General features: G+C 53.4%; 16 protein-coding genes. 9 read left to right on the forward strand and 7 right to left on the reverse strand.

Annotated elements, in window-relative coordinates; all coding sequences use genetic code 11:
* Positions 1 to 4: 4 nt before the first annotated feature.
* The 9 genes from IAE27_RS01980 to IAE27_RS02020 all read left to right on the forward strand — a co-directional run bounded on the left by IAE27_RS01980 (position 5) and on the right by IAE27_RS02020 (position 11,725).
* The gene (locus tag IAE27_RS01980) at positions 5 to 781 is read left to right on the forward strand and encodes an ABC transporter substrate-binding protein (protein ID WP_023320502.1); all 777 of its coding nucleotides are present in this window, start codon (positions 5 to 7) and stop codon (positions 779 to 781) included.
* Between the two features lie 131 nt (positions 782 to 912).
* Positions 913 to 1,866 carry an aldo/keto reductase gene (locus tag IAE27_RS01985; protein ID WP_108704112.1) on the forward strand — a complete coding sequence of 318 codons (954 nt, stop codon included), beginning with the start codon at positions 913 to 915 and terminating at the stop codon, positions 1,864 to 1,866.
* Positions 1,867 to 2,207: 341 nt separating this feature from the next.
* On the forward strand, positions 2,208 to 3,290 hold the full coding sequence (locus IAE27_RS01990) for a YncE family protein (protein WP_064344981.1): 1,083 nt from the start codon (positions 2,208 to 2,210) through the stop codon (positions 3,288 to 3,290).
* A gap of 57 nt (positions 3,291 to 3,347) precedes the next feature.
* Positions 3,348 to 5,549, forward strand: coding sequence for a TonB-dependent receptor (locus tag IAE27_RS01995; protein ID WP_070557248.1), 2,202 nt, complete (start codon positions 3,348 to 3,350; stop codon positions 5,547 to 5,549).
* A gap of 140 nt (positions 5,550 to 5,689) precedes the next feature.
* The gene (gene pheP, locus IAE27_RS02000; RefSeq protein ID WP_004099947.1) at positions 5,690 to 7,066 is read left to right on the forward strand and encodes a phenylalanine transporter; all 1,377 of its coding nucleotides are present in this window, start codon (positions 5,690 to 5,692) and stop codon (positions 7,064 to 7,066) included.
* A gap of 150 nt (positions 7,067 to 7,216) precedes the next feature.
* Positions 7,217 to 8,458, forward strand: a complete 1,242-nt coding sequence (locus tag IAE27_RS02005; RefSeq protein WP_200091648.1) for an MFS transporter — start codon at positions 7,217 to 7,219, stop codon at positions 8,456 to 8,458.
* A 16-nt stretch (positions 8,459 to 8,474) separates the two neighbouring features.
* Positions 8,475 to 9,503, forward strand: coding sequence for a sugar phosphate isomerase/epimerase family protein (locus tag IAE27_RS02010; RefSeq protein ID WP_023329401.1), 1,029 nt, complete (start codon positions 8,475 to 8,477; stop codon positions 9,501 to 9,503).
* Positions 9,500 to 10,651, forward strand: coding sequence for a Gfo/Idh/MocA family protein (locus tag IAE27_RS02015; protein WP_070557249.1), 1,152 nt, complete (start codon positions 9,500 to 9,502; stop codon positions 10,649 to 10,651). Before IAE27_RS02010 ends, IAE27_RS02015 begins: the two co-directional genes overlap by 4 nt.
* Positions 10,652 to 11,029: 378 nt before the next feature.
* Entirely contained in the window at positions 11,030 to 11,725 is a 696-nt protein-coding gene (locus IAE27_RS02020; protein WP_168217106.1) for a helix-turn-helix transcriptional regulator, read from the forward strand.
* Positions 11,726 to 11,731: 6 nt separating this feature from the next.
* On the opposite strand, the gene IAE27_RS02025 is transcribed toward IAE27_RS02020, so the two are convergent.
* The 7 genes from IAE27_RS02025 to IAE27_RS02055 all read right to left on the reverse strand — a co-directional run bounded on the left by IAE27_RS02025 (position 11,732) and on the right by IAE27_RS02055 (position 19,648).
* Positions 11,732 to 12,415 carry a fimbria/pilus periplasmic chaperone gene (locus IAE27_RS02025; protein WP_070557251.1) on the reverse strand — a complete coding sequence of 228 codons (684 nt, stop codon included), beginning with the start codon at positions 12,413 to 12,415 and terminating at the stop codon, positions 11,732 to 11,734.
* Positions 12,412 to 14,031 carry a fimbrial protein gene (locus IAE27_RS02030; protein ID WP_115239851.1) on the reverse strand — a complete coding sequence of 540 codons (1,620 nt, stop codon included), beginning with the start codon at positions 14,029 to 14,031 and terminating at the stop codon, positions 12,412 to 12,414. Before IAE27_RS02030 ends, IAE27_RS02025 begins: the two co-directional genes overlap by 4 nt.
* Complete coding sequence (locus IAE27_RS02035; RefSeq protein WP_108704108.1) at positions 14,021 to 16,558, reverse strand: TcfC E-set like domain-containing protein; 2,538 nt, start codon at positions 16,556 to 16,558, stop codon at positions 14,021 to 14,023. The genes IAE27_RS02030 and IAE27_RS02035 overlap by 11 nt, the downstream gene beginning before the upstream one ends.
* Before the next feature lie 8 nt (positions 16,559 to 16,566).
* The gene (locus tag IAE27_RS02040; RefSeq protein WP_070557254.1) at positions 16,567 to 17,244 is read right to left on the reverse strand and encodes a hypothetical protein; all 678 of its coding nucleotides are present in this window, start codon (positions 17,242 to 17,244) and stop codon (positions 16,567 to 16,569) included.
* A gap of 64 nt (positions 17,245 to 17,308) precedes the next feature.
* Positions 17,309 to 17,887, reverse strand: coding sequence for a common pilus major fimbrillin subunit EcpA (gene ecpA, locus IAE27_RS02045; protein WP_014228280.1), 579 nt, complete (start codon positions 17,885 to 17,887; stop codon positions 17,309 to 17,311).
* 70 nt (positions 17,888 to 17,957) lie between these two features.
* Entirely contained in the window at positions 17,958 to 18,575 is a 618-nt protein-coding gene (locus IAE27_RS02050; RefSeq protein WP_070557255.1) for a LuxR C-terminal-related transcriptional regulator, read from the reverse strand.
* 674 nt (positions 18,576 to 19,249) lie between these two features.
* A complete protein-coding gene (locus IAE27_RS02055) occupies positions 19,250 to 19,648 on the reverse strand; it encodes an NUDIX hydrolase (RefSeq protein WP_070557277.1) in 399 nt (132 codons plus the stop codon).
* Positions 19,649 to 19,684: the final 36 nt, after the last annotated feature.

Consider the following 19,684-nt stretch of genomic DNA (forward strand, 5'->3'; position numbering starts at 1 on the left):
AATAATGAAAAAATCTCTTCTGCTGTGGGTCGCGCTGATGGCCTCAACCTCAGCCCTGGCCGCAGAAAATAAGGAAATTCGCTTTGGCGTCGACCCGACCTTCGCGCCGTTTGAATGGAAAGATCCGCAGGGTAAGCTGCAGGGTTTTGATATTGACCTCGGCAACGCGATTTGCGCACAGCTGCAGGCGAAGTGCGTGTGGGTGGAAAGCAATTTCGACGGTATTATCCCGGCGCTGAAAGCGCGTAAGTTCGATGCGATCCTCTCCGGCATGTATATGACCGAGAAACGCAAAGAGCAGATTGGCTTTAGCGACAAGCTGTACAACGGCCCGGTATTCCTTGTTGCGCGTAAAAACACCCTGGCCGGAAACACTGTCGAGCAGTTGAAAGGCAAAACCATCGGCGTCGAGCAGGGATCGGCGCAGGAGACTTACGTTAATCAGCACTGGCGTCCGGCAGGAATCAATATCGTCGCCTATCAGGGGGCGGATCGCGTGGTTCAGGATCTGGAGTCCGGGCGTATTGACGGCGCGGTGCTTTCCGGCATGATGGCCGACTACAGCTTCCTGCAGCAGCCGCAGGGGAAAGATTTTGCCTTCGTTGGCGGACACCTGAAGGACGACAAGCTGTTCGGCGCCGGCGCGGCGATTGGCCTGCGCAAAGAGGACGATGCTCTGCGCCAGGAGATTAACGGCGCGATTGCCACTATTCTTGCCGACGGCACTTATAAAAAGCTCGCCGGGAAATATTTTAGCTTTGACGTCTATTCCGGGACATAATGTTGTTATGCATTCAGCGGGCGCGGAAAGCCCGCTTCTAGCTTCCTTTTCTTACTATCCCGTAATTGTCCTTTTCTGGCCCTCACGGCGTTCCGAAGGATACTGAATATAAGCGATAAGGAGTGAACGGCATGATCACACGTCCCCTGGGCAAAACCGGATTTTCCATCGCCCCGCTGGTGTTTGGCGGTAACGTTTTTGGCTGGACCACCGATGAAAAAACCAGTTTTGCCATTCTTGATGCGTTTATAGACCACGGCTTCGATGCTATCGACACGGCGGATGTCTACTCCCGCTGGGCGGATGGCAACCGGGGCGGCGAGTCTGAAACCATTATCGGTCGCTGGCTACAGGCGCGGCCAGGCATGCGCGAGAAGGTGAAGATCTTCACCAAAGTGGGTTCCGATTTAGGCCTTCCTGGCCATAAAGGGTTGAAAAAAGCCTGGATCCAGCAGGCGGTAGACGATTCGCTCCGTCGCCTGAACACTGATTATATTGACCTCTATTTTGCCCACTGGCCGGACCCGGAAACGCCGGTTGCCGAAACGCTCGAAGCCTTCCACGCTCTGCAGCAGGCGGGTAAAATCCGCGCGATGGGCGCCTCGAACCTTGACGCGCAGCAGCTGTCGAGCGCGCTGGAGGTGTCGCGTAAAAGCGGCCTGCCTGCCTGGCAGGTACTGCAGCCGGAATACAATCTTTATCATCGCTCGGCTTTTGAAGGCGCGCTCTGCGACCTGTGCGTCAGCCGCGAGATCGGCGTGGTGACCTACTACAGCCTGGCGTCCGGTTTCCTGACCGGTAAATACCGCCAGCAGTCCGATCTGGCGCAAAGCCAGCGCGGCAGCGGCATTGGTAAATACCTTAATCCTCGCGGGCTGCGTATTATTGATACCCTGGCTGAGGTCGCGGAGCAAAACGGCGCTAAACCTGCCGAAGTCGCTCTGGCCTGGCTGATGACCCGCGAAGGCGTGACGGCGCCCATCGCCAGCGCCACCAGCATTGCTCAGGTGGAGAGCTTTGCCCGCGCCGCCGCGCTGAGCCTGAGTGCGGAACAGCTGGCGCGCCTGGACACCGCCAGCGCGTAGTCATTGAGGCCGGATTCTGTCGGGTCCGGCCCTCTGCATCTCAGCGTTTTGTCGCGCATTGTTCCTCACCTTCAGCTCATCCCTCTGCGGCGAATCCCTTTCAGCGAAAAATGAAACGTTTTTCCATTCGCCAAAAGCCAGGCTTGATTACGATAAGATAATGAGTATAGTTCTCATTCTTCTTCTTGTTTGCGTTTTTATCAGGAGATAACCTGCGTTCGTCGCGGGCTCACAGGGAAACGGCGAAGGCACAGGATGGGGCTCACAGGCGCAAGACCGGAAACGTTAATTTCGGCGGCGGAGTCACTATCGGATCGTTGATTTTGTTCAGGATTGATCTTATGAAATGCACTCTCCCGGCGCTGGCGCTGGCTATTTCTGCTGTCTTAAGCGGCTGCGCCGCCACCTATACCGTTCCGGCTTCTCAACACGTGGCTGAAAAAAGCGCGGTTACCCCCGCACAGCCGCTGAAGCGCGAGCTGGCGGAGGGGCTGTATGAAATGGCGCTCAGCCCGAAAGGCGATGCGCTATACGTGGCCAGCGCTGAAGGCTTTAAAGATGTGCAGGGCGGGGCGGTCTATAAGCTGGACCCGACGACCCTGAAAACCCTCGGTATGACCCACACAGACCTGAAAAACTTTGCCGTACAGCTTAGTCCGGATGGCAGTACGCTGTACGTGACCAACTCGCTGGACGGCGGCATTAGCGCCATTGATACCGCCAGCGGCAAAGTCAAAAAACGCCTGCTGTTCAGCGAGCGTAACAAAGAGGGATTCCCGTACGGCGCGCGGCAGATCCTGTTGCTCAATAACACGCTCTACGTGGGCGCGGTGGCCGATCCGGCACAAATCTGGGTCGTCGATGCTGACACGCTGAAGCTGAAAACGCGGATTAAAAATACCGGCAAATGGATGACCGGCCTGCACTACTCTGCGCAAACCGGACGTCTCTATGCGGCAAACGGCAGCGGCGAGGTGTTGGTGATTAACCCACGCAACAACCGTATCGAGCAGCGCTGGAAGCCGCTGGGCGCTAAGCCAGCCCTGCTGCTGAATATGGCCGAAGATAGCGCCACCGGCCGCCTGTTCGTCACCGACAACTCGCAAGCGAAAACCACGCTGGTGCTTGATATCCATACCGGTAAGCTGATTAAGCAGCTGGAAGTGGGCGATTCGCTGGCGGTGCAGTTCAATCCAAAGCGCAGCGAGATTTATATTTCCCAGCGTGAATCCGGCAAAGTAATCAGCCTGGATGGCAGCAGTTACGCGTTGAAAAAAACATGGGATATTCCGGCTAACCCCAACAGCCTGCTGATCTCCGCCGACGGGCAGACATTGTTTGTCACCGTTAAGCAGCCGTTCAATAAAGATCATTCGACGAAAGGGCCGGACAGCGTTGTCCGCATTGACCTGACCGCAAAATAAAAAATCTGGCCCGGCAACGGGCCCCTGGCTTTATTTTCCTATCTATGGGACCAAATTATGCGTAGCTCCTGCTCTCCGGCCTTCCCACTGCGAAAAACGCTGCTGGCGTTAACCGTTGGCGCGATCACCCATTCAGCCGCTGCGGTAGAAAACGACGCCGGCGAACGTCAGAAAAACGAAGAAACCATGGTCGTTCAGGCGACGCCCGACAGCCGCTTTAGAGCCGGCGGCGACCTGGTGGTGCCCGCCTATCTCGACGGCCAGGTCGCCAACGGCGGCCGCCTCGGAATGCTCGGCGAACAAAACGCGATGGACGTTCCGTTCAGCATTATCGGCTATACCTCGAAGCTGATTCAGGATCAGCAGGCGAAAACCATCACCGATGTAGTGAGTAACGATGCCGGGGTTCAGCCGGTGCAGGGCTACGGTAACTACGCTGAGACCTACCGCATTCGCGGCCTTAAATTTGACGGCGACGATATGACCCTGAGCGGGCTGGCGGGCGTGGTGCCGCGTCAGGTAGTGGATACCGCCATGCTTGAGCGGGTCGAAATTTTTAAAGGCGCCAATGCTCTGCTGAACGGCGCAGCCAGTTCCGGCGTCGGCGGCATGATCAACCTTGAACCCAAGCGCGCGGAAGATATCCCGACCGCTCGCGTGGGCGTGGACTATACCTCAGATTCTCAGGTCGGCGGCTCGCTGGATTTGGGTCGCCGCTTTGGCGACGATAACCAGTTCGGCGCGCGGGTGAACCTGGTGCACCGCGAAGGCGAGGCGGCAGTGGAGAGTGATAAGCGCAGAACCACGCTGGCTTCAATTGGTCTCGATTATCGCGGCGAACGCATGCGCAGCTCGTTTGACTTTGGCTATCAGAAAAAAACCTTCCACGGCGGCCCGATGGGGATCAACATTTCGGGTGTCGATTTTATTCCGCGCCTGCCGGATAACACCCACAACTACACGCAAAAATGGGCTTACAGCGATATCGAAAATGAGTTCGGTATGCTGAGGATGGAGTACGACATTGTCGATAAATGGACCGCCTATGCCTCTTTAGGCGCGCAGCACGCCCATGAAATCGGCTTATATAGCGCGTCGAAGCTCATCGACCGGGCGGGCAACGCCACGGCGGGGCGCCTGGATACCAACCGCTATATTGATACCGCCAGCGGTATGGCCGGGGTACGCGGCGAGTTCGCCACCGGTTTTGTATCGCACAAGGTCAACGTCGGCTATTCGGCGAAAACCCAAAACGATAAAACCGCATGGCGGATGTCGAAGGCGGCGGATAACCCGCTGGTGAATATCTACGATACTCAGCAGGTTGCGCCTCCAGCGAACGCTTCCTTCGGCGGCGATTATTACGATCCGCTGACCAGCGGCCGTACCCGTTCCCAGGGCTGGCTGCTGAGCGACACCCTCGGCGTGCTGGATGATACGCTACTGTTCACCGCTGGCGCTCGTCATCAAAAAGTGGTGGTGCGCAACTACGATAAAACCACCGGCCTGCAAAGCGATGCGTATGACGACAGCCGCTGGATGCCAACCTATGGAGTGGTCTACAAGCCGTGGCAGGTTATCTCTCTATACGCCAACCATACCGAAGCCCTGCAGCCGGGCAGCAATGCGCCGAACTCCGCCGCCAACTATGGCGAAAGCGTCGGAATTATTCACTCCAAACAGAACGAAGTCGGGATGAAGGCGGATTTTGGCCGCATTGGCGGCTCGCTGGCGCTGTTTGAAATTAAAATGCCGTCAGCATTCCTCGATAGCCAGAAACGCTATGGCCTTAACGGCGAGCAGCGTAATCGCGGTGTTGAATTTAATCTCTTCGGCGAACCGCTGTACGGTCTGCGCCTTAACGCCAGCGCGACCTGGCTGAAAGCCGAACTGTCGAAAACCAAGGATGGTATCAACGACGGTAAAACAGCGATCGGCGTACCGGGGTTCTACGCGGTGCTTGGGGCAGAGTATGACATCAAGCCCATCGACGGCCTGACCGCCACCGCGCGCCTCAACCATTCCGGTTCGCAGTATGCCGATCAGGCGAACAGCAAGAAGATTGATAGCTTCACGACCCTGGATCTCGGCGTGCGCTATCGCCTGGCGCTTAATGAAAATCAGAACCAGATGACGGTGCGTGCTGGGGTGGATAACGTGACGGATGAGAACTACTGGTCCGGCGCGGATGACAGCGGAACCTATCTGTTCCGTGGCGAACCGCGGACGTTCAAGGTTTCGGTCGGCTACGAGTTCTAAGCAAAACGCTGGGGCGGGCAGGGCTGCTCGCCCCTTGTGATAAATCAATGAACGTATGAAGCCAGGGCATCTGCGGCTTGAAGTATGACGGGGATAAGTGTTACAAGGTGCCCCTTCATATAAACACACAGGGGATCGACGTGAAAGACGCGTCAACGCCGTCGGATGCCGTAGAGGAAAGCGGCCCGACGCTTCACCGCGGTTTACAGAACCGACATATTCAGCTTATCGCCCTTGGCGGCGCCATCGGTACCGGCCTGTTTCTCGGCATCGGGCCGGCGATTCAAATGGCGGGACCGGCCGTACTGCTCGGCTATGCCGTCGCCGGCATCATCGCATTTCTGATCATGCGCCAGCTTGGCGAAATGGTCGTTGAAGAACCGGTTTCTGGTTCCTTTGCCCACTTTGCTTATAAGTACTGGGGACCGTTCGCCGGCTTTCTTTCCGGCTGGAACTACTGGGTAATGTTCGTGCTGGTCGGGATGGCGGAACTGACCGCCGCCGGGATCTATATGCAGTACTGGCTGCCGGACGTGCCGACGTGGATCTGGGCCGCCGCTTTTTTCATCATTATCAACGCCGTCAACCTGGTGAACGTGCGTCTGTACGGTGAAGCGGAGTTCTGGTTTGCGCTGATCAAGGTGCTGGCGATTATCGGCATGATCGGCTTTGGCCTGTGGATGCTGTTCGGCGGCCACGGCGGCAGCAAAGCGGGCATCGATAACCTGTGGAAACACGGCGGTTTCTTCGCCACCGGCTGGCACGGCCTGATCATGTCGCTGGCGGTCATTATGTTCTCCTTCGGCGGGCTGGAGCTCATCGGCATTACCGCGGCGGAAGCCCACAATCCGGAAAAGAGCATCCCGAAAGCGGTTAACCAGGTGGTATACCGTATCCTGCTGTTTTATATCGGCTCGCTGGTGGTTCTGCTGGCGCTCTATCCGTGGGTGGAAATTAAATCCGACAGCAGCCCGTTCGTGATGATCTTTCATAATCTGGACAGTAACGTGGTGGCTTCAGCGCTAAACTTCGTCATTCTGGTAGCGTCGCTGTCGGTCTATAACAGCGGCGTTTATTCCAATAGCCGGATGCTGTTTGGCCTGTCGGTACAGGGCAATGCGCCGAAGTTTCTCGCCCGCGTCAGCAAGCGCGGCGTGCCGGTTAACTCTCTGCTGCTATCGGGAGTCATTACCTCGCTGGTGGTGCTGCTTAACTACCTGCTGCCGCAAAAAGCCCTCGGTCTGCTGATGGCGCTGGTGGTAGCGACGCTGCTGCTGAACTGGATTATGATCTGTCTGGCACACCTGAAGTTCCGCGCCGCCCAGCGGCGCAAAGGGCGCGAATCGAAGTTTAAAGCCCTGCTGTCGCCCGCCAGCAACTATATCTGTATCGCCTTTCTTGGGCTGATCCTGGTGCTGATGTGCACGATTGACGGTATGCGCCTGTCGGCGATTCTGCTGCCGGTCTGGATCCTGTTCCTGTTTGTGGCCTTTAAAACCCTGCGCCGTTCGGCGTAAGGCGATCGCCCCGTCGTCCGGCGGGGCATTATCTCTTTTTATTGTGATCTTCTTCGCGCTTAGCGTATTTTGCTCGCGATCTTCTTTTTGTAATCGATTACTTTTTATTTGGGCGTATTTGTAATCGATTACTTTTTGAGGGCGGTCGAAATGGTCACAACAACCGAAGGTCGTGAAACATCCCGCGTAGCCCATCGTTTTCTGGTGCCGCGGCTGTCGTTAATGATGTTTATGCAGTTTTTTATCTGGGGAAGCTGGTCGGTGACGCTGGGGTTGGTGATGACCCGCTATGAGATGTCGCTGCTGATTGGCGATGCCTTCTCCGCCGGGCCGATTGCCTCTATTCTCTCACCGTTTGTGCTGGGGATGCTGGTCGATCGCTTTTTCGCTTCGCAGAAGGTGATGGCGGTGATGCATCTGGCCGGAGCGGTTATTCTGTGGTTTGTCCCGCAGGCGCTGGTGGCGCAAAACGGCGCGCTGCTGATCGGCCTGCTGTTCGGCTATACTCTGTGCTATATGCCGACGTTGGCGCTGACCAACAATATCGCTTTCCACAGCCTGGCGAACGTCGATAAAACCTTCCCGGTGGTGCGCGTCTTCGGCACTATCGGCTGGATCATCGCCGGTATCTTTATCGGCGTCACCGGTATCTCCGATACCACCGGTATTTTTACCCTGGCGGCGCTCTGCTCGGTGGCGCTGGCCGTTTATAGTCTGACGCTGCCGCATACGCCGGCTCCGGCGAAGGGGACGCCGGTACAGTTTCGCGACCTGCTGTGCGCCGACGCTTTCGCGCTGCTAAAAACGCGCCACTTCCTCATTTTCTCCCTCTGCGCGACGCTGATTTCGATTCCGCTCGGGACCTACTACGCCTACACCGCCTCTTATCTGGCGGATGCCGGGGTGGCGGACGTCAGCACCGCAATGTCTTTCGGTCAGATGTCAGAAATCTTCTTTATGCTGGTGATCCCGCTGCTGTTCCGCCGCCTGGGGGTTAAATACATGCTGCTGATCGGCATGGCGGCGTGGTTCGTACGCTACGCCTTCTTTGCCCTTGGCGTCAGCGAAGAGGGGCGGTTCCTGCTCTATCTGGGCATCCTGCTGCACGGCGTCTGCTACGACTTTTTCTTTGTAGTCGGCTTTATTTATACCGATCGCGTGGCCGGTGAGAAGGTCAAAGGCCAGGCGCAGAGCATGATTGTTATGTTCACCTATGGCATCGGTATGCTGCTGGGATCGCAGATCTCCGGCGCGCTGTATAACCATCTGGTCGCCGGCCAGAGCGTGCCGCAGGCATGGGTGACCTTCTGGTGGATCCCGGCGGTGGCCGCTGCGGTTATCGCGCTGATTTTCCTTTTCTCTTTCCAGTACAACGAGAAAGAGCAGCGTTAATTTTTCAGGAGGTGGTATGAAAACCATTAAAGGACCGGGCATTTTTCTGGCGCAGTTTATCGGCCCGCAGGCGCCGTTTAATACCCTGGAGGGCGTGGCGCAGTGGGCCGCAGGTTTGGGCTATCAGGCATTGCAGATCCCCTGCAACCATCCGGCGATTTTCGACGTTGAACGCGCCGCCGCAAGTCAGAGCTACTGCGATGAGGTGAGCGGCATACTGGCGGAACAGGGCCTGGCGATCAGCGAGCTGTCCACTCATCTTGAGGGACAGCTGGTGGCCGTCCATCCGGCTTATGATAAGGCCTTTGACGCGTTTGCGCCCGCCGCGCTGCGCGATAACCCGCAGGCGCGCCAGCAGTGGGCGGTCGAGAAAGTGCGCCAGGCGGCGGTGGCTTCGGCGCGTCTGGGGCTCAAGGCGCACGCCACCTTTTCCGGCGCGCTGGCGTGGCCTTATTTTTATCCGTGGCCGCCGCATAATCAGCCGCTTCTCGATGAGGCCTTCGATGAACTGGCCCGGCGCTGGCGACCGCTGCTGGACGTTTTTGACGAGCAGGGCGTGGATGTCTGCTACGAAATCCATCCCGGCGAAGACCTGCATGATGGCGTGACATTTGAGCGTTTCCTGCAGCGGGTCGATAACCATCCGCGCTGCAATATGCTCTATGACCCCAGCCATCTACATCTTCAGCAGATGGACTACCTGGGTTACATCGATATCTATCATTCGCGGATCAAAGCGTTTCACGTCAAAGATGCCGAATTCCGCCGCAGCGGGCGCAGTGGGGTCTACGGCGGCTATCAGAACTGGCAGCAGCGAGCGGGGCGTTTTCGTTCGCTGGGCGACGGGCAGATCGATTTCAAAACGATTTTCAGCAAGCTCACAGAATATGATTTTGACGGCTGGGCGGTGCTGGAGTGGGAGTGCTGCCTGAAGGATGCGGAGGTTGGTGCGCGCGAAGGCAGCGAGTTTATCCGCCGCCATATCATCCCGGTCTCCGGGCGGGCGTTTGATGATTTTGCCGCAGGCAAGGAGGGAGGAGAATGATTCAGGTCGGCATTATTGGCTCCGGGTTTATCGGGCCGGCGCATCTGGAAGCGCTGCGTCGGGTAGGCGACATCGAGGTGGTGGCATTGTGCGACGGTTCGCTGGAAGTGGCGCAGCAGAAGGCGCGCCAGCTCAACGTGGCGCACGCCTACGGTAGCGTCGAGGCGCTGCTGGCGCATCCCGGATTGCAGGTGGTGCATAACTGTACGCCGAACCACCTGCATGCGCGGATTAACCGACAGATCCTCTCCGCCGGTCTGCACGTTTTTTCAGAAAAACCGCTCTGCATGACCACCGAGGAGGCCCGCGAGCTGGTGGCGCTGGCGGAAAGCGCCGGGGTGGTTCATGGGGTCAGCTTTGTGTATCGCCAGTTTGCCATGGTGCAGCAGGCGGCGGCGATGATGCGCAACGGCGACGTCGGGAGGCTGTTTGCGGCGCACGGCAGCTATTTGCAGGACTGGATGCTGCTGGAGAGTGACTATAACTGGCGCGTGGATTCGGCGCAGGGCGGGGCCTCGCGGGCGATGGCCGACATTGGTTCCCACTGGTGCGATACGGTGCAGTTTATGACCGGCCGACGCATTGTGGAGGTGATGGCGGATCTGTCTATCGTCTGGCCGACGCGCCAGGCGCCCGTGGCCGGCGACGCGACGTTCAGCCAGCATCGCGATGGTACCGCGTATGAAGCGCGGCCCGTCGATACCGAAGATTTGGGGTCGGTCCTGTTTCGCTTCGACGATGGCAGCAAGGGGAGCTTTATCGTTTCGCAGGTCAGCGCCGGGAGAAAAAACGGCCTGACGGTGGAGATCGGCGGCAGCCGCTGTTCGCTGGCCTGGGATCAGGAGGTGCCGCAGCGGCTGTGGATTGGTCATCGCCAGCGGCCAAACCAACTGCTCAGCGACGATCCGAGCCTGATGCTCGGCGAGGCCGCCGCCAGCGCCCATTTCCCCGGCGGGCATAATGAAGGCTGGCCCGATGCGTTTAAAAATATGATGCTGAGCTTTTATCAGGCGGTGCGCGCCGGTGAGATGCCGCCGGCATCGTCGCGGCGTTTCGCCTCGTTCTACGAGGGGGCGGACGTGATGTACATCATTGCGGCGATAGTGAAAAGCCATCAGCAGCAGCGCTGGGTGAAGGTAGCCAGATAAGCCAAAAGCCGGCGCGCATTTCGCGCACCGGCTGAACTCTTACACACCAGATAAGCCAACAAACCTTATATTCTCTTCATATCTAAACCGCTCCGACACCAGACCCAGACTGATTAAGCCGCTGGTTTGCATATCAAATTTATCTTTACACACAAGCATAAAAATAATAAATATGATATTTATTTATTACGTATAATGAATGAATATTGCGCTTTAATATAAAACGATAGCATGTAGTTAAATTTTTGTTGTTTGCTTTTTTTTGGTTTTTGATTGTTTTTGTCGATATTTATTGGCCTGCACGACGCTACTATAAATTAATCTTTATTTAATTATTTTATAGTAAATAAAATACGTTTTGGGTTTATTGTTTATACTGTGTTTGATATTTCTTATGTATCTTTACGGAATTTTTTAATGACTTGTGAGGTAATTGTCATGATAGGGTGTAATTGTGAGATTAAATGCATAGCCTGTGGTTTAAACTGCCGTATTGAAGCAAAAAATAAAATAGAACGTTCTCTTTGTGGAGAGAGGAAATTTTCTGTGTGGCCAGATAAAAACTATTTTTTTAAGCGTGCGGTGAATGATTTAGTATTTCGTGAACTCACCTGCTTTGTACCTGAAGGTATAGTGGTGGTGGATTTTTCATTGGAAAACATATTGTATTTTTTGAATGAATGCTGGACCAGAAAATTGCGTGATACGGGTCTGAAAATCATTCTGGTAGCAGATAAAAACATGCTGCCCATGGCTAATTTTTGGATGTTGCGTTCCGGATTATTATGGTCGGTGGTGGAAGTCAACGATAGCTTAAGCAGCTTAATCAAGAAAATAAAACGCATTATGCTGGGGCGGAATCTTCGCTGCCGGCGCACACCGTCGTTGACGGAGCATGAAATGAAGACGCTGCGCCTGCTGGCAGACGGGCACTCCAGTCAGGATATCGCCCGCATCATGGCGTGCGATACCCGCAGCGTCTACCGCTTTCAATACTCTTTATGCAAAAAGTTTGGCGGGCTCAACCGCCTGCGCGAGCTGCGCTTCAGGCATAATATCCCCGCTCTGGATTAGCGGCTGTTAGCCCGGCGAATTCATAAAACAGCCCTTGCCTAACTGATGATAGCGGCCTAATGCGACAATGTATTTCCTGTTGCTAATCTTCGCCTCGGGTCCTGTCCAGCTCTCCCCTGGCAGCATATAAAATTGCGTTGAACTTTCATCGTCACCATTGCAGCCTTTCTGCAGAATGACTCTAAAATAGGTATTGCCGGTATTTTTAATAGTGCCTGCGGCTTCATTAATTTCATACTGGAATCGCGTCTTGCGGGGGCGAACGATGAGAATCGTGCTCATCGATACCGAAGGGACAACATCCATTTTTTTCTCATCCAGACGCCAGGGGAGAACCATAACGGGCGTCTCCTTAAAGATTACCCGATAATAGCGTTCAACGTCATCTTTGGGCCCGCGATAATAGAGTTTAAAATATTCCTGGCCTTTGGCCTGGACGGTGAACTGCAGCGGCGACCAGACGAGGTCTTTGTTCTGACCGGGTACCGGTCTTTCATCGCCGTTGCCCGGCCGGGAGATTTTGTAAGCCGATATAGTATATAAATTATTGCTTTTGGTATCATTGACGATTGGCCGGGAGATAAAATCTTTACTGGCATCCATATCATAAATGATGGAATCAAAGTACACCGCGGAAGCGGGCTGAATACATAGCCCGCATAATCCGATGACAAGGATTTTTTGCATCATACCCCCCGGTCCACGCCGACCCACGTGGCGGTCACTTTTACATCCCCGGAGGCGCTGACGGTACCCATCCAGTCATGACCATCAGTGGTGAACTGTGAATGCGGGTCATCCATTGGAAACAGCAGTTTCAGCGTGGTGGTAAAAAAGAAACCATCGTTGACGTTGGCGTTCCAGGCCGTCTGAACCCAGGCGGCATTGGTCATATCGACGGGATTTTCACCGCAGCTGTTGCGGACTTTAACCGCTTTACCGGCAGCGGACGTCCATTCGAGGTAGGCCGGGATCGGCACTTTTAGCGTCTCGTCCGCTGAGGTAAACAGGCAGTACGGCAGACCATATATGTTGATGGCGTCGCCGGTCACCTGGGCGGTGATGCTGTCGGCCTGACGCGACGCGGAGGTAGTGACTTTATACTCAAAGGTAATGGGCTCTTCGCTACCGATCTTGCCGGATGCTTTGGGATGAGAACTCCCATCGCTGGCAATAATGCTGATGCCGTATTCCCGCGGGATGATGTTAATTAATGTTGATGGCGTAAACTGATAATAACCCGACTGCGGGGTGACGGAGTTATCAAAATAGAAGGTGAACAACTCATCTTTGTTGGTTAAATCCGCGCCTGCTTTGAGGACTTTTTTGAAAAAGGCGTTGGACAGAAACACGTAGACGTACTCGCCTGATGGTTTGAAAACCTTGTTATAGGTACTGACCGTACCAAAATTGGTCCAGCTTGCCCCATCACCGCTGTACTTTACGTCAGACGAAGAAGGAGAAAATCCCAGCATCGCCGTGTCGATAACCATCCGGAAATCAAGTGAGGTAGTGAGGGTTTTGGTCTCCTGAAAGGTGTAAGACACCATTTTACAAATGATCCCCGAAGCGCTCCCGACCACGCCCATCTGGCACAATTCAGAACCCAGGTTGACGCTTGGCGTACCATCGCTGGCAATCCACACTTCCGCCATCGACCCGGTACTGTTCAAGGTCAGATGCGAGACTTTTTCGAGGTTCATCGTGTAGTAAACCCACTTGCCTCCGCTGGGGAGATCTTTACAGCGAACGCCGGAAGCAAAGTCATAATCGGCTTTGGAGTCCATGTAGCAAAGATTAAGCTGCAAAGTATCAATGGTACCTACGGGCTGGTTGCGAAAATACTCGTAGGCCGCCGGACTTAGCGTTCCGGCGCCATAGCTGCCGTTTGCGACGCTGTTACCTGACATCACATGATAGTAGCCATCTTTATCGAGGACATCGGGAGTGATATAGCCTGAGGCTGGGCAGTTCGCACCCGTAGACATGCAGCGAAGACCGAGAAACGGCTGGTTAATGGGCGAATTTTCGATCCACAGATCATAATAGCGGCCTGTATAGCTCCAGCCTGAGTTGCCCAAATACCCCAGGCTACGCTGGTTCGTTTTATATTTTGTCCAGATATTGGCCCCGGTGAAGCGCGGAGAGAGGGAACTGGTGGTGATGAAATATTCATCATCGACATCGTTGTCGATAAACATATAGGTGTTGCTGCCGCTGCCATCGTTGGTCGCGGTAAGTGCCATAACCGGCGCGGCCAGCAGCCAGCCGGCCAGCAGCATGATGGCCTGGGGTTTAATAGACATTCTTAACATCTCCAGTCACTGATGCCGTTTGTTGTTGGATCTCACAAGGGATCTCACCGACCCATACGGCGCCTTTCGCCTCTGTCAGATCCAGATCCACTTCGCAAATGCCGCCGAATTTATCCACCAGGGTAATCACCGGATAGCGCTTATCGACGTCCATGGCGAACTCGCCGAGTTCGTCGGTTCGGGTTTTACCAATGTGGTTATGAATATCGGCATTGGCGTAGTAACCGCCGCGACGATCTTTCACCCGGCCAAAGACGGTGACCAGCTGTTTGACTTCCGGGTTAAGCACGCTGACGTTGCCGGGATAGAGCACGACTTTGCTGCGGCGACCGGTCACGATATCGACGCTGTCTTCTGAGTTTTTGTCGTTCATCAGCTCCACCTTATATTCCGCGTAAGGCGGAAGACTGATGAAGTTGCTTTTGCCGGTCAGCGGGTAGTTCTGGCCGTTGATCTGCGCCATCATCCTGCCCTTGCCGCTGAAATGGGTATTCACCACCAGGCCTGCGGTTTGCGTGCCTTTGCCGACATAAACATTTTTTTCCGTCCAGGCCACGCTGCCCTGCGAGCTCAGGCTGTAGTTTGAGCTGTGCTGCGATGAGCGGCTAACGGAGACGGTGCCAGCGTTATATTTTGTGTCATAGCTGACGTAACCATTAGCGGCGTAATCGTCGGAACGATAGCGACTATCGTCATTTTTATTCTGTTTAATCTGTTTTGAAACCGATGCCCCCACCTGGGTAATGGCGCTGTTATCAAAGCTTTTGCGCAGCGTGGCGTTCGCCAGCATGTTTCCGTTCTGGCTGGACACGCCGGTGCTGAGCCAGGTGGAGAAGGGGATAGAGACGTCAATATTGACGTATTTATCGCGCAGATTTTCATGGTTGTTGTACTGATAGTTCTGAATACCGGCGCGTAGCGTAACGGTTGCGTAGCGATTAGCTAACAGGGATTGATCGTAATCGACGTTGGTATAGGTGCTCCCGGTATATTTGTTATTGGTGCGGCTGACGCTTAGCGTACCGAGGAAGGGCGCGATTTTTCGCAGGTTAGCGTTGGCGCCGACGGTCACGTAGTCGTTTTGCTGCATCGGTAGCGCGTTACCGATGGAACTGTACTGGCGCGACCCCCACAGGTTGCCATATCCGTCTGGTAGACTCATATTGAAGGTGGAGGTACTTTGCCAGCTGCCGTCGGTAGCGAGCAGCCCCTGCTGGTTAAAGCTGAACGCGTTGTTGAAAATCACGTTCGCTTCCGTTTCATTAACGCCGTTACTGTCAAAACCGTAGAGCGTGGTTTTCAGATTCACGCCGGAAAGCCAGGGTTGGCTGGTTGCAGCGGCGACCCCGGCTATCCACGTATTCCGTGTGCCATAGTTGATGTTGTATTTATGGCGATAGTCCATCTTATTGTATTCGAGGCTGCCCGCGAAAGTTTGCCACGAGAGATCGCCGGTGACGCTTGATTTCCGGGCGAACGTTTTATTGATATTTGCCGTCCGGCTGCTGACCACGCGCCCGTTAACGACCACCTGTATATCAACGTTGTAGATGCCAAACGGCAGGCGTGACGTATCGAGCTCGTAGCTGCCCATCGAGAAGTTTTGAATGCTGAGCAGTTTTCCGTCACGATAAACGTGCACTTCGCCGGCGGCCGGCAGGAACACCGTGACGGGCACCAGAGCTAGCGTATTGTCCTGCGTTTGGGAACTGCTTTTATTGCCATAGCTGATACCGTATATGCGGCTGGAGTTCAGGGCGCTCATGCTGGCGATCGATTGCAGATTCCAGGTATCCACCATCCCCATTGCGAAACGGCGTCCCTGATAGTCACGTTCGTACATCGAGCGATACAGTTTACCCTGCTGGTTGCCGGTACCAATCCCGTACAGGGAACCGTTGAAGTTCAGATGGTGCTCCCGCAGCGACCAGGTGTTGTCCAGCGTCAAATAGCTGCTGGCGTTATCGGTATTCTCATATTTGTTGTAATAGCTTCCCATTGAGTAATTCAGTACGCTCGAGAGATTCTGGGCGGTGGATTCCCCAAGCATATTGGTACGCGGTAAAATAGCGGCCTGCATGGCTGCCCGGTTAACCGTCAGCTCAAGATAAAAGGAACGCGTATCGAGTGAAAGTGAGGCGTCTTTATTGATATAAACGCGCTGACCATCGCCGATGCTTTTGTCCTGCATCTCGTTGAGTAATGATTTTATCTGAGGTGATAATTCGGTTCTCTCCGGCAGATCGCTGAGTGCGATCTGGTTCAGGCGAAACTCATTATCCTTGATGGTAAGGATGGCATCAGCGATTTTTTGCTGGCTGCGTTGGTTACTATTATCGCCTTCATAACGAATAAAAACAGGGACCGACATGCCCTGATATAACGCGTTAGCAAATACCGAAGGAATAACATAGTTACTGACTTTAACTGGCGCTGTGGCATTAGCTGCCCAACCCTGGTTTACCGTAATCAATAACCCAGCGAACAACGTCCCTTTGACATAACCAAGATTATCCATAATGTTACTCAGTTTACATTTATATATTGCTCACCGTGCCATATTCCAATTCGCGTTTTTTTGTTGGTGAGATCGGTATGCTTTATTTTTACGCTGACTCCAGGCATGACATAATAGCGTTCACGGCAGCCTTGCCCCTCATCCTTCGCTTTATCACGACAGGGGCCGTAGGAGATAACGCGGAATGAAGCGTTACCGGTATTGGTTACCGTGTCATTATCGCGACGATAGTCAAATCTTTCTTCACGCGGCGCAACCACCAGAATGGTCCCAATAATGGCAGAGGTCGTTGCCTCGCCCTGTTTTTTCTTCTTACTGGCTTCAAACTCGGTCACCGGCTCATCGGTCCAGGATATGCGATAATAACGTTCCTGGCTGTCCTGCGGTCCTTTGTAAAAAAAACGAAAGTTCTCTTTAGCATTTCCGGGTAATATCAGGCTGGCTGGCGTTGATAATAATTCCGATCTGCTCGCCATCGGGATAACCTTGCCGTCGGCCATCGGCGATGATATTCGCTCCACGCTGACGCTAACGTAACGCGCCGTATCGGTGGTATTAATGATTTCTTTTGCCAGCGTCGAGGCATCCGGCCCCATTATTGAGGTGACGTCTCCGACATTAATCGCATGGGAGGAGGGCGTCACGGTGAATAAAAAGAGAGAGATGAATAATGGATTCAGTTTCATGGCGCATCCTTATAAGGAGGCCGAAGCCTCCTTGTCATACCGGACAGGTGTTGGCTACACCTGATTAGATAGTCCAGACCGCGTTGAACTGAACGCGAACGTCGCCGCTCCAGTAACCGTCGGTTAAATCTTTGAACTCAGCGGCGGTGCTGCCGTCAGAAGTCGCGGAGTCGACAGTGAAATCGAAGTTACCCTGAGTGCTGACGCGATCGGCGCCTGCGAAAGCGGTCGCGACAGCCAGCGCATCCAGACCTGCGGAGATATTGTTGGCGGTATCAATCATCGTTACCGGAGTGGTTTTGTTCAGCGCGTTGCCGTTCCAGCTCACACCGACGGCCAGAGTGGAGGCGTCAGTGGTACGGCTCAGGGTGTTGCTGACGATCTGAGAGGTCAGCGTGAAGTCAGTCGCGCCAGACTGGCCCTGGATGGTGATGTCAAAAGCGCCTTTCTGGGCGTTAAACGCTTTAATCCCTTCCGCGTACTGGAAGTTCAGGGATTTCAGCGGAGTGACAACCAGCGCGCTGGTGGTGTCTTTCGTTGCGCTTGCATCCCAGCTTGCAGTGGCGGAAGTGGTCACGTCAGCCATTGCGTTGGAAGAGATAAGAGCCGCAGCCACAACACCCGCTAATACGATTTTTTTCATTTTAAATTTCCTGAGAATAATTAAGTTAGTTCCATTTATGGAGTTATTGCTGTAAATACTGATAATTAGTTTATCCAGATAGAATAATGTTTAACTTCCCTCTGCCTCCCATCTTATTCTGCAAGCTGAGCTTGATTGCGTAGATTCTCTTTTCTGCCATCTGCAATTCTTTTGCTATCTCTTTAACCGAGTTCTCTGCGAGTAAAAGGTCGAGTACCAATACCTCTTGATCGCTGAGTTTTTGACGGTAGCCTCGACCATCTTTTTGGCCGAGAAACGAAAGCTGTATTTTCTTTTCAATTTCATTTCGGGTATCGCTGGTATTGATAATCGAAACTATCTGCTGACAGCGGTGTTTCCAGTACAGCGCCAGCGGCTGCGCTAATCTATCGGCAATCAACACTACCCGCAATCCTGTTTTGAGCAGATATTCAATCCATTTATCATTGGTGAATAATCTGATGTTGTAGCGAGAAAAATCAACAAAAATATATCCAGAATTAGAGAAGTTGTAGTGCTTGTTAATTAGAAAAAAGTGCACACCATTTTTTAAATAAATATTTTTATCAGGCCATATGCAATAGTGTGTTTCAGTGCAGTTAATCGATTTTATCGTAGGTCGTGGATAGATTTCGCACTGATACTGACAGCTTATGCAGTATACCTTCTCATATTTCTGCGGAAGCATATGTCGATTTATTTCCCTATATTGTTTTACCCTATCGTTCAATGATGTGGCTATATTATGGCTAGTTAATAAATGTGACAACTTTAATTTCTGGATAGTTATATAGATGAAAAATGTGTAAATTCTTAAGGTAGAAAATTGTCTGGATTTATACTAACCCACTCTAATAAATAAGAAAAATCTGAAGTGCAGAATTTTATGTCGATTCATATTTAAGAATTATCCATGGTGACCAGGAATTTTCTCGCTGAATGAGTGGGAATTGGTTAAAAAAAAACAGCACAAAAAGTCAAAAAAAACGCTGTCTCATTACTGTTTGTTAATATTGTGTTTTATTTATGTTTTGTTTTGTGGGGTTTACTGTGGGATAGCCTATTATTTGTAAGGGAAAGTTGCGATATTTTAGATTGTGGGGGAAAGGATTGTCTGGCGAAATATGATCTGGCGTACAAAACAGGGCGTTTTTACGCACTAAAACGCGTCGGCGTTTGAAGAGGAGCGAATCAGAAAGATGTGCTAAATCTTAACCGGAAGAAGCGGACAAATGCTTCTCGGAGAAACAGGGCGCTTCGGCCGGAACTGGCACTGCCTGCAGGCCGCCGTAGCGCCACCGGGACGATGGCAGCGTGAATGTGCAGACAAATGAGCCAATACTTTCGATGCGCCCCGGGCGCTTACGCCCCTTTCAGCAGAGGAAGCAGGTGATTCTCGGTAAGAGGAGCAAGCTTAATATGCCGATCCTGGCCCGGCGTATACCAGATAACTTCTTCTATTTCTGCCGTTGGTATAAAGCTCGCTCTGTTGGTGGCTATCTGAAAGATATCCGCCGAGACCGTATGGCCCGGCTCGTTTGCCGCCCTATCGGTGAAGCGGCCTACCGGGACCAGTTCTTCAGGTGAGACAATGAAGTTGAGCTCCTCTTCGAGCTCGCGGATCAGCGCCGCCTCCGGGGCTTCCCCGATTTCAGGCTTTCCACCGGGCTGCATAAAGTACTCAGTCCCTCGTTTGCGTACTAAAAGACAGCTTCCCTGACCGTCGGTGATCACTGCCGCCGCGATATGAATATTTTTTATTGTGTTCAAGAGATACCCCAGTTATATGCCGATGAT

The organism is Klebsiella sp. S69, from assembly GCF_016516145.1.
Taxonomy (GTDB): domain Bacteria; phylum Pseudomonadota; class Gammaproteobacteria; order Enterobacterales; family Enterobacteriaceae; genus Klebsiella; species Klebsiella oxytoca.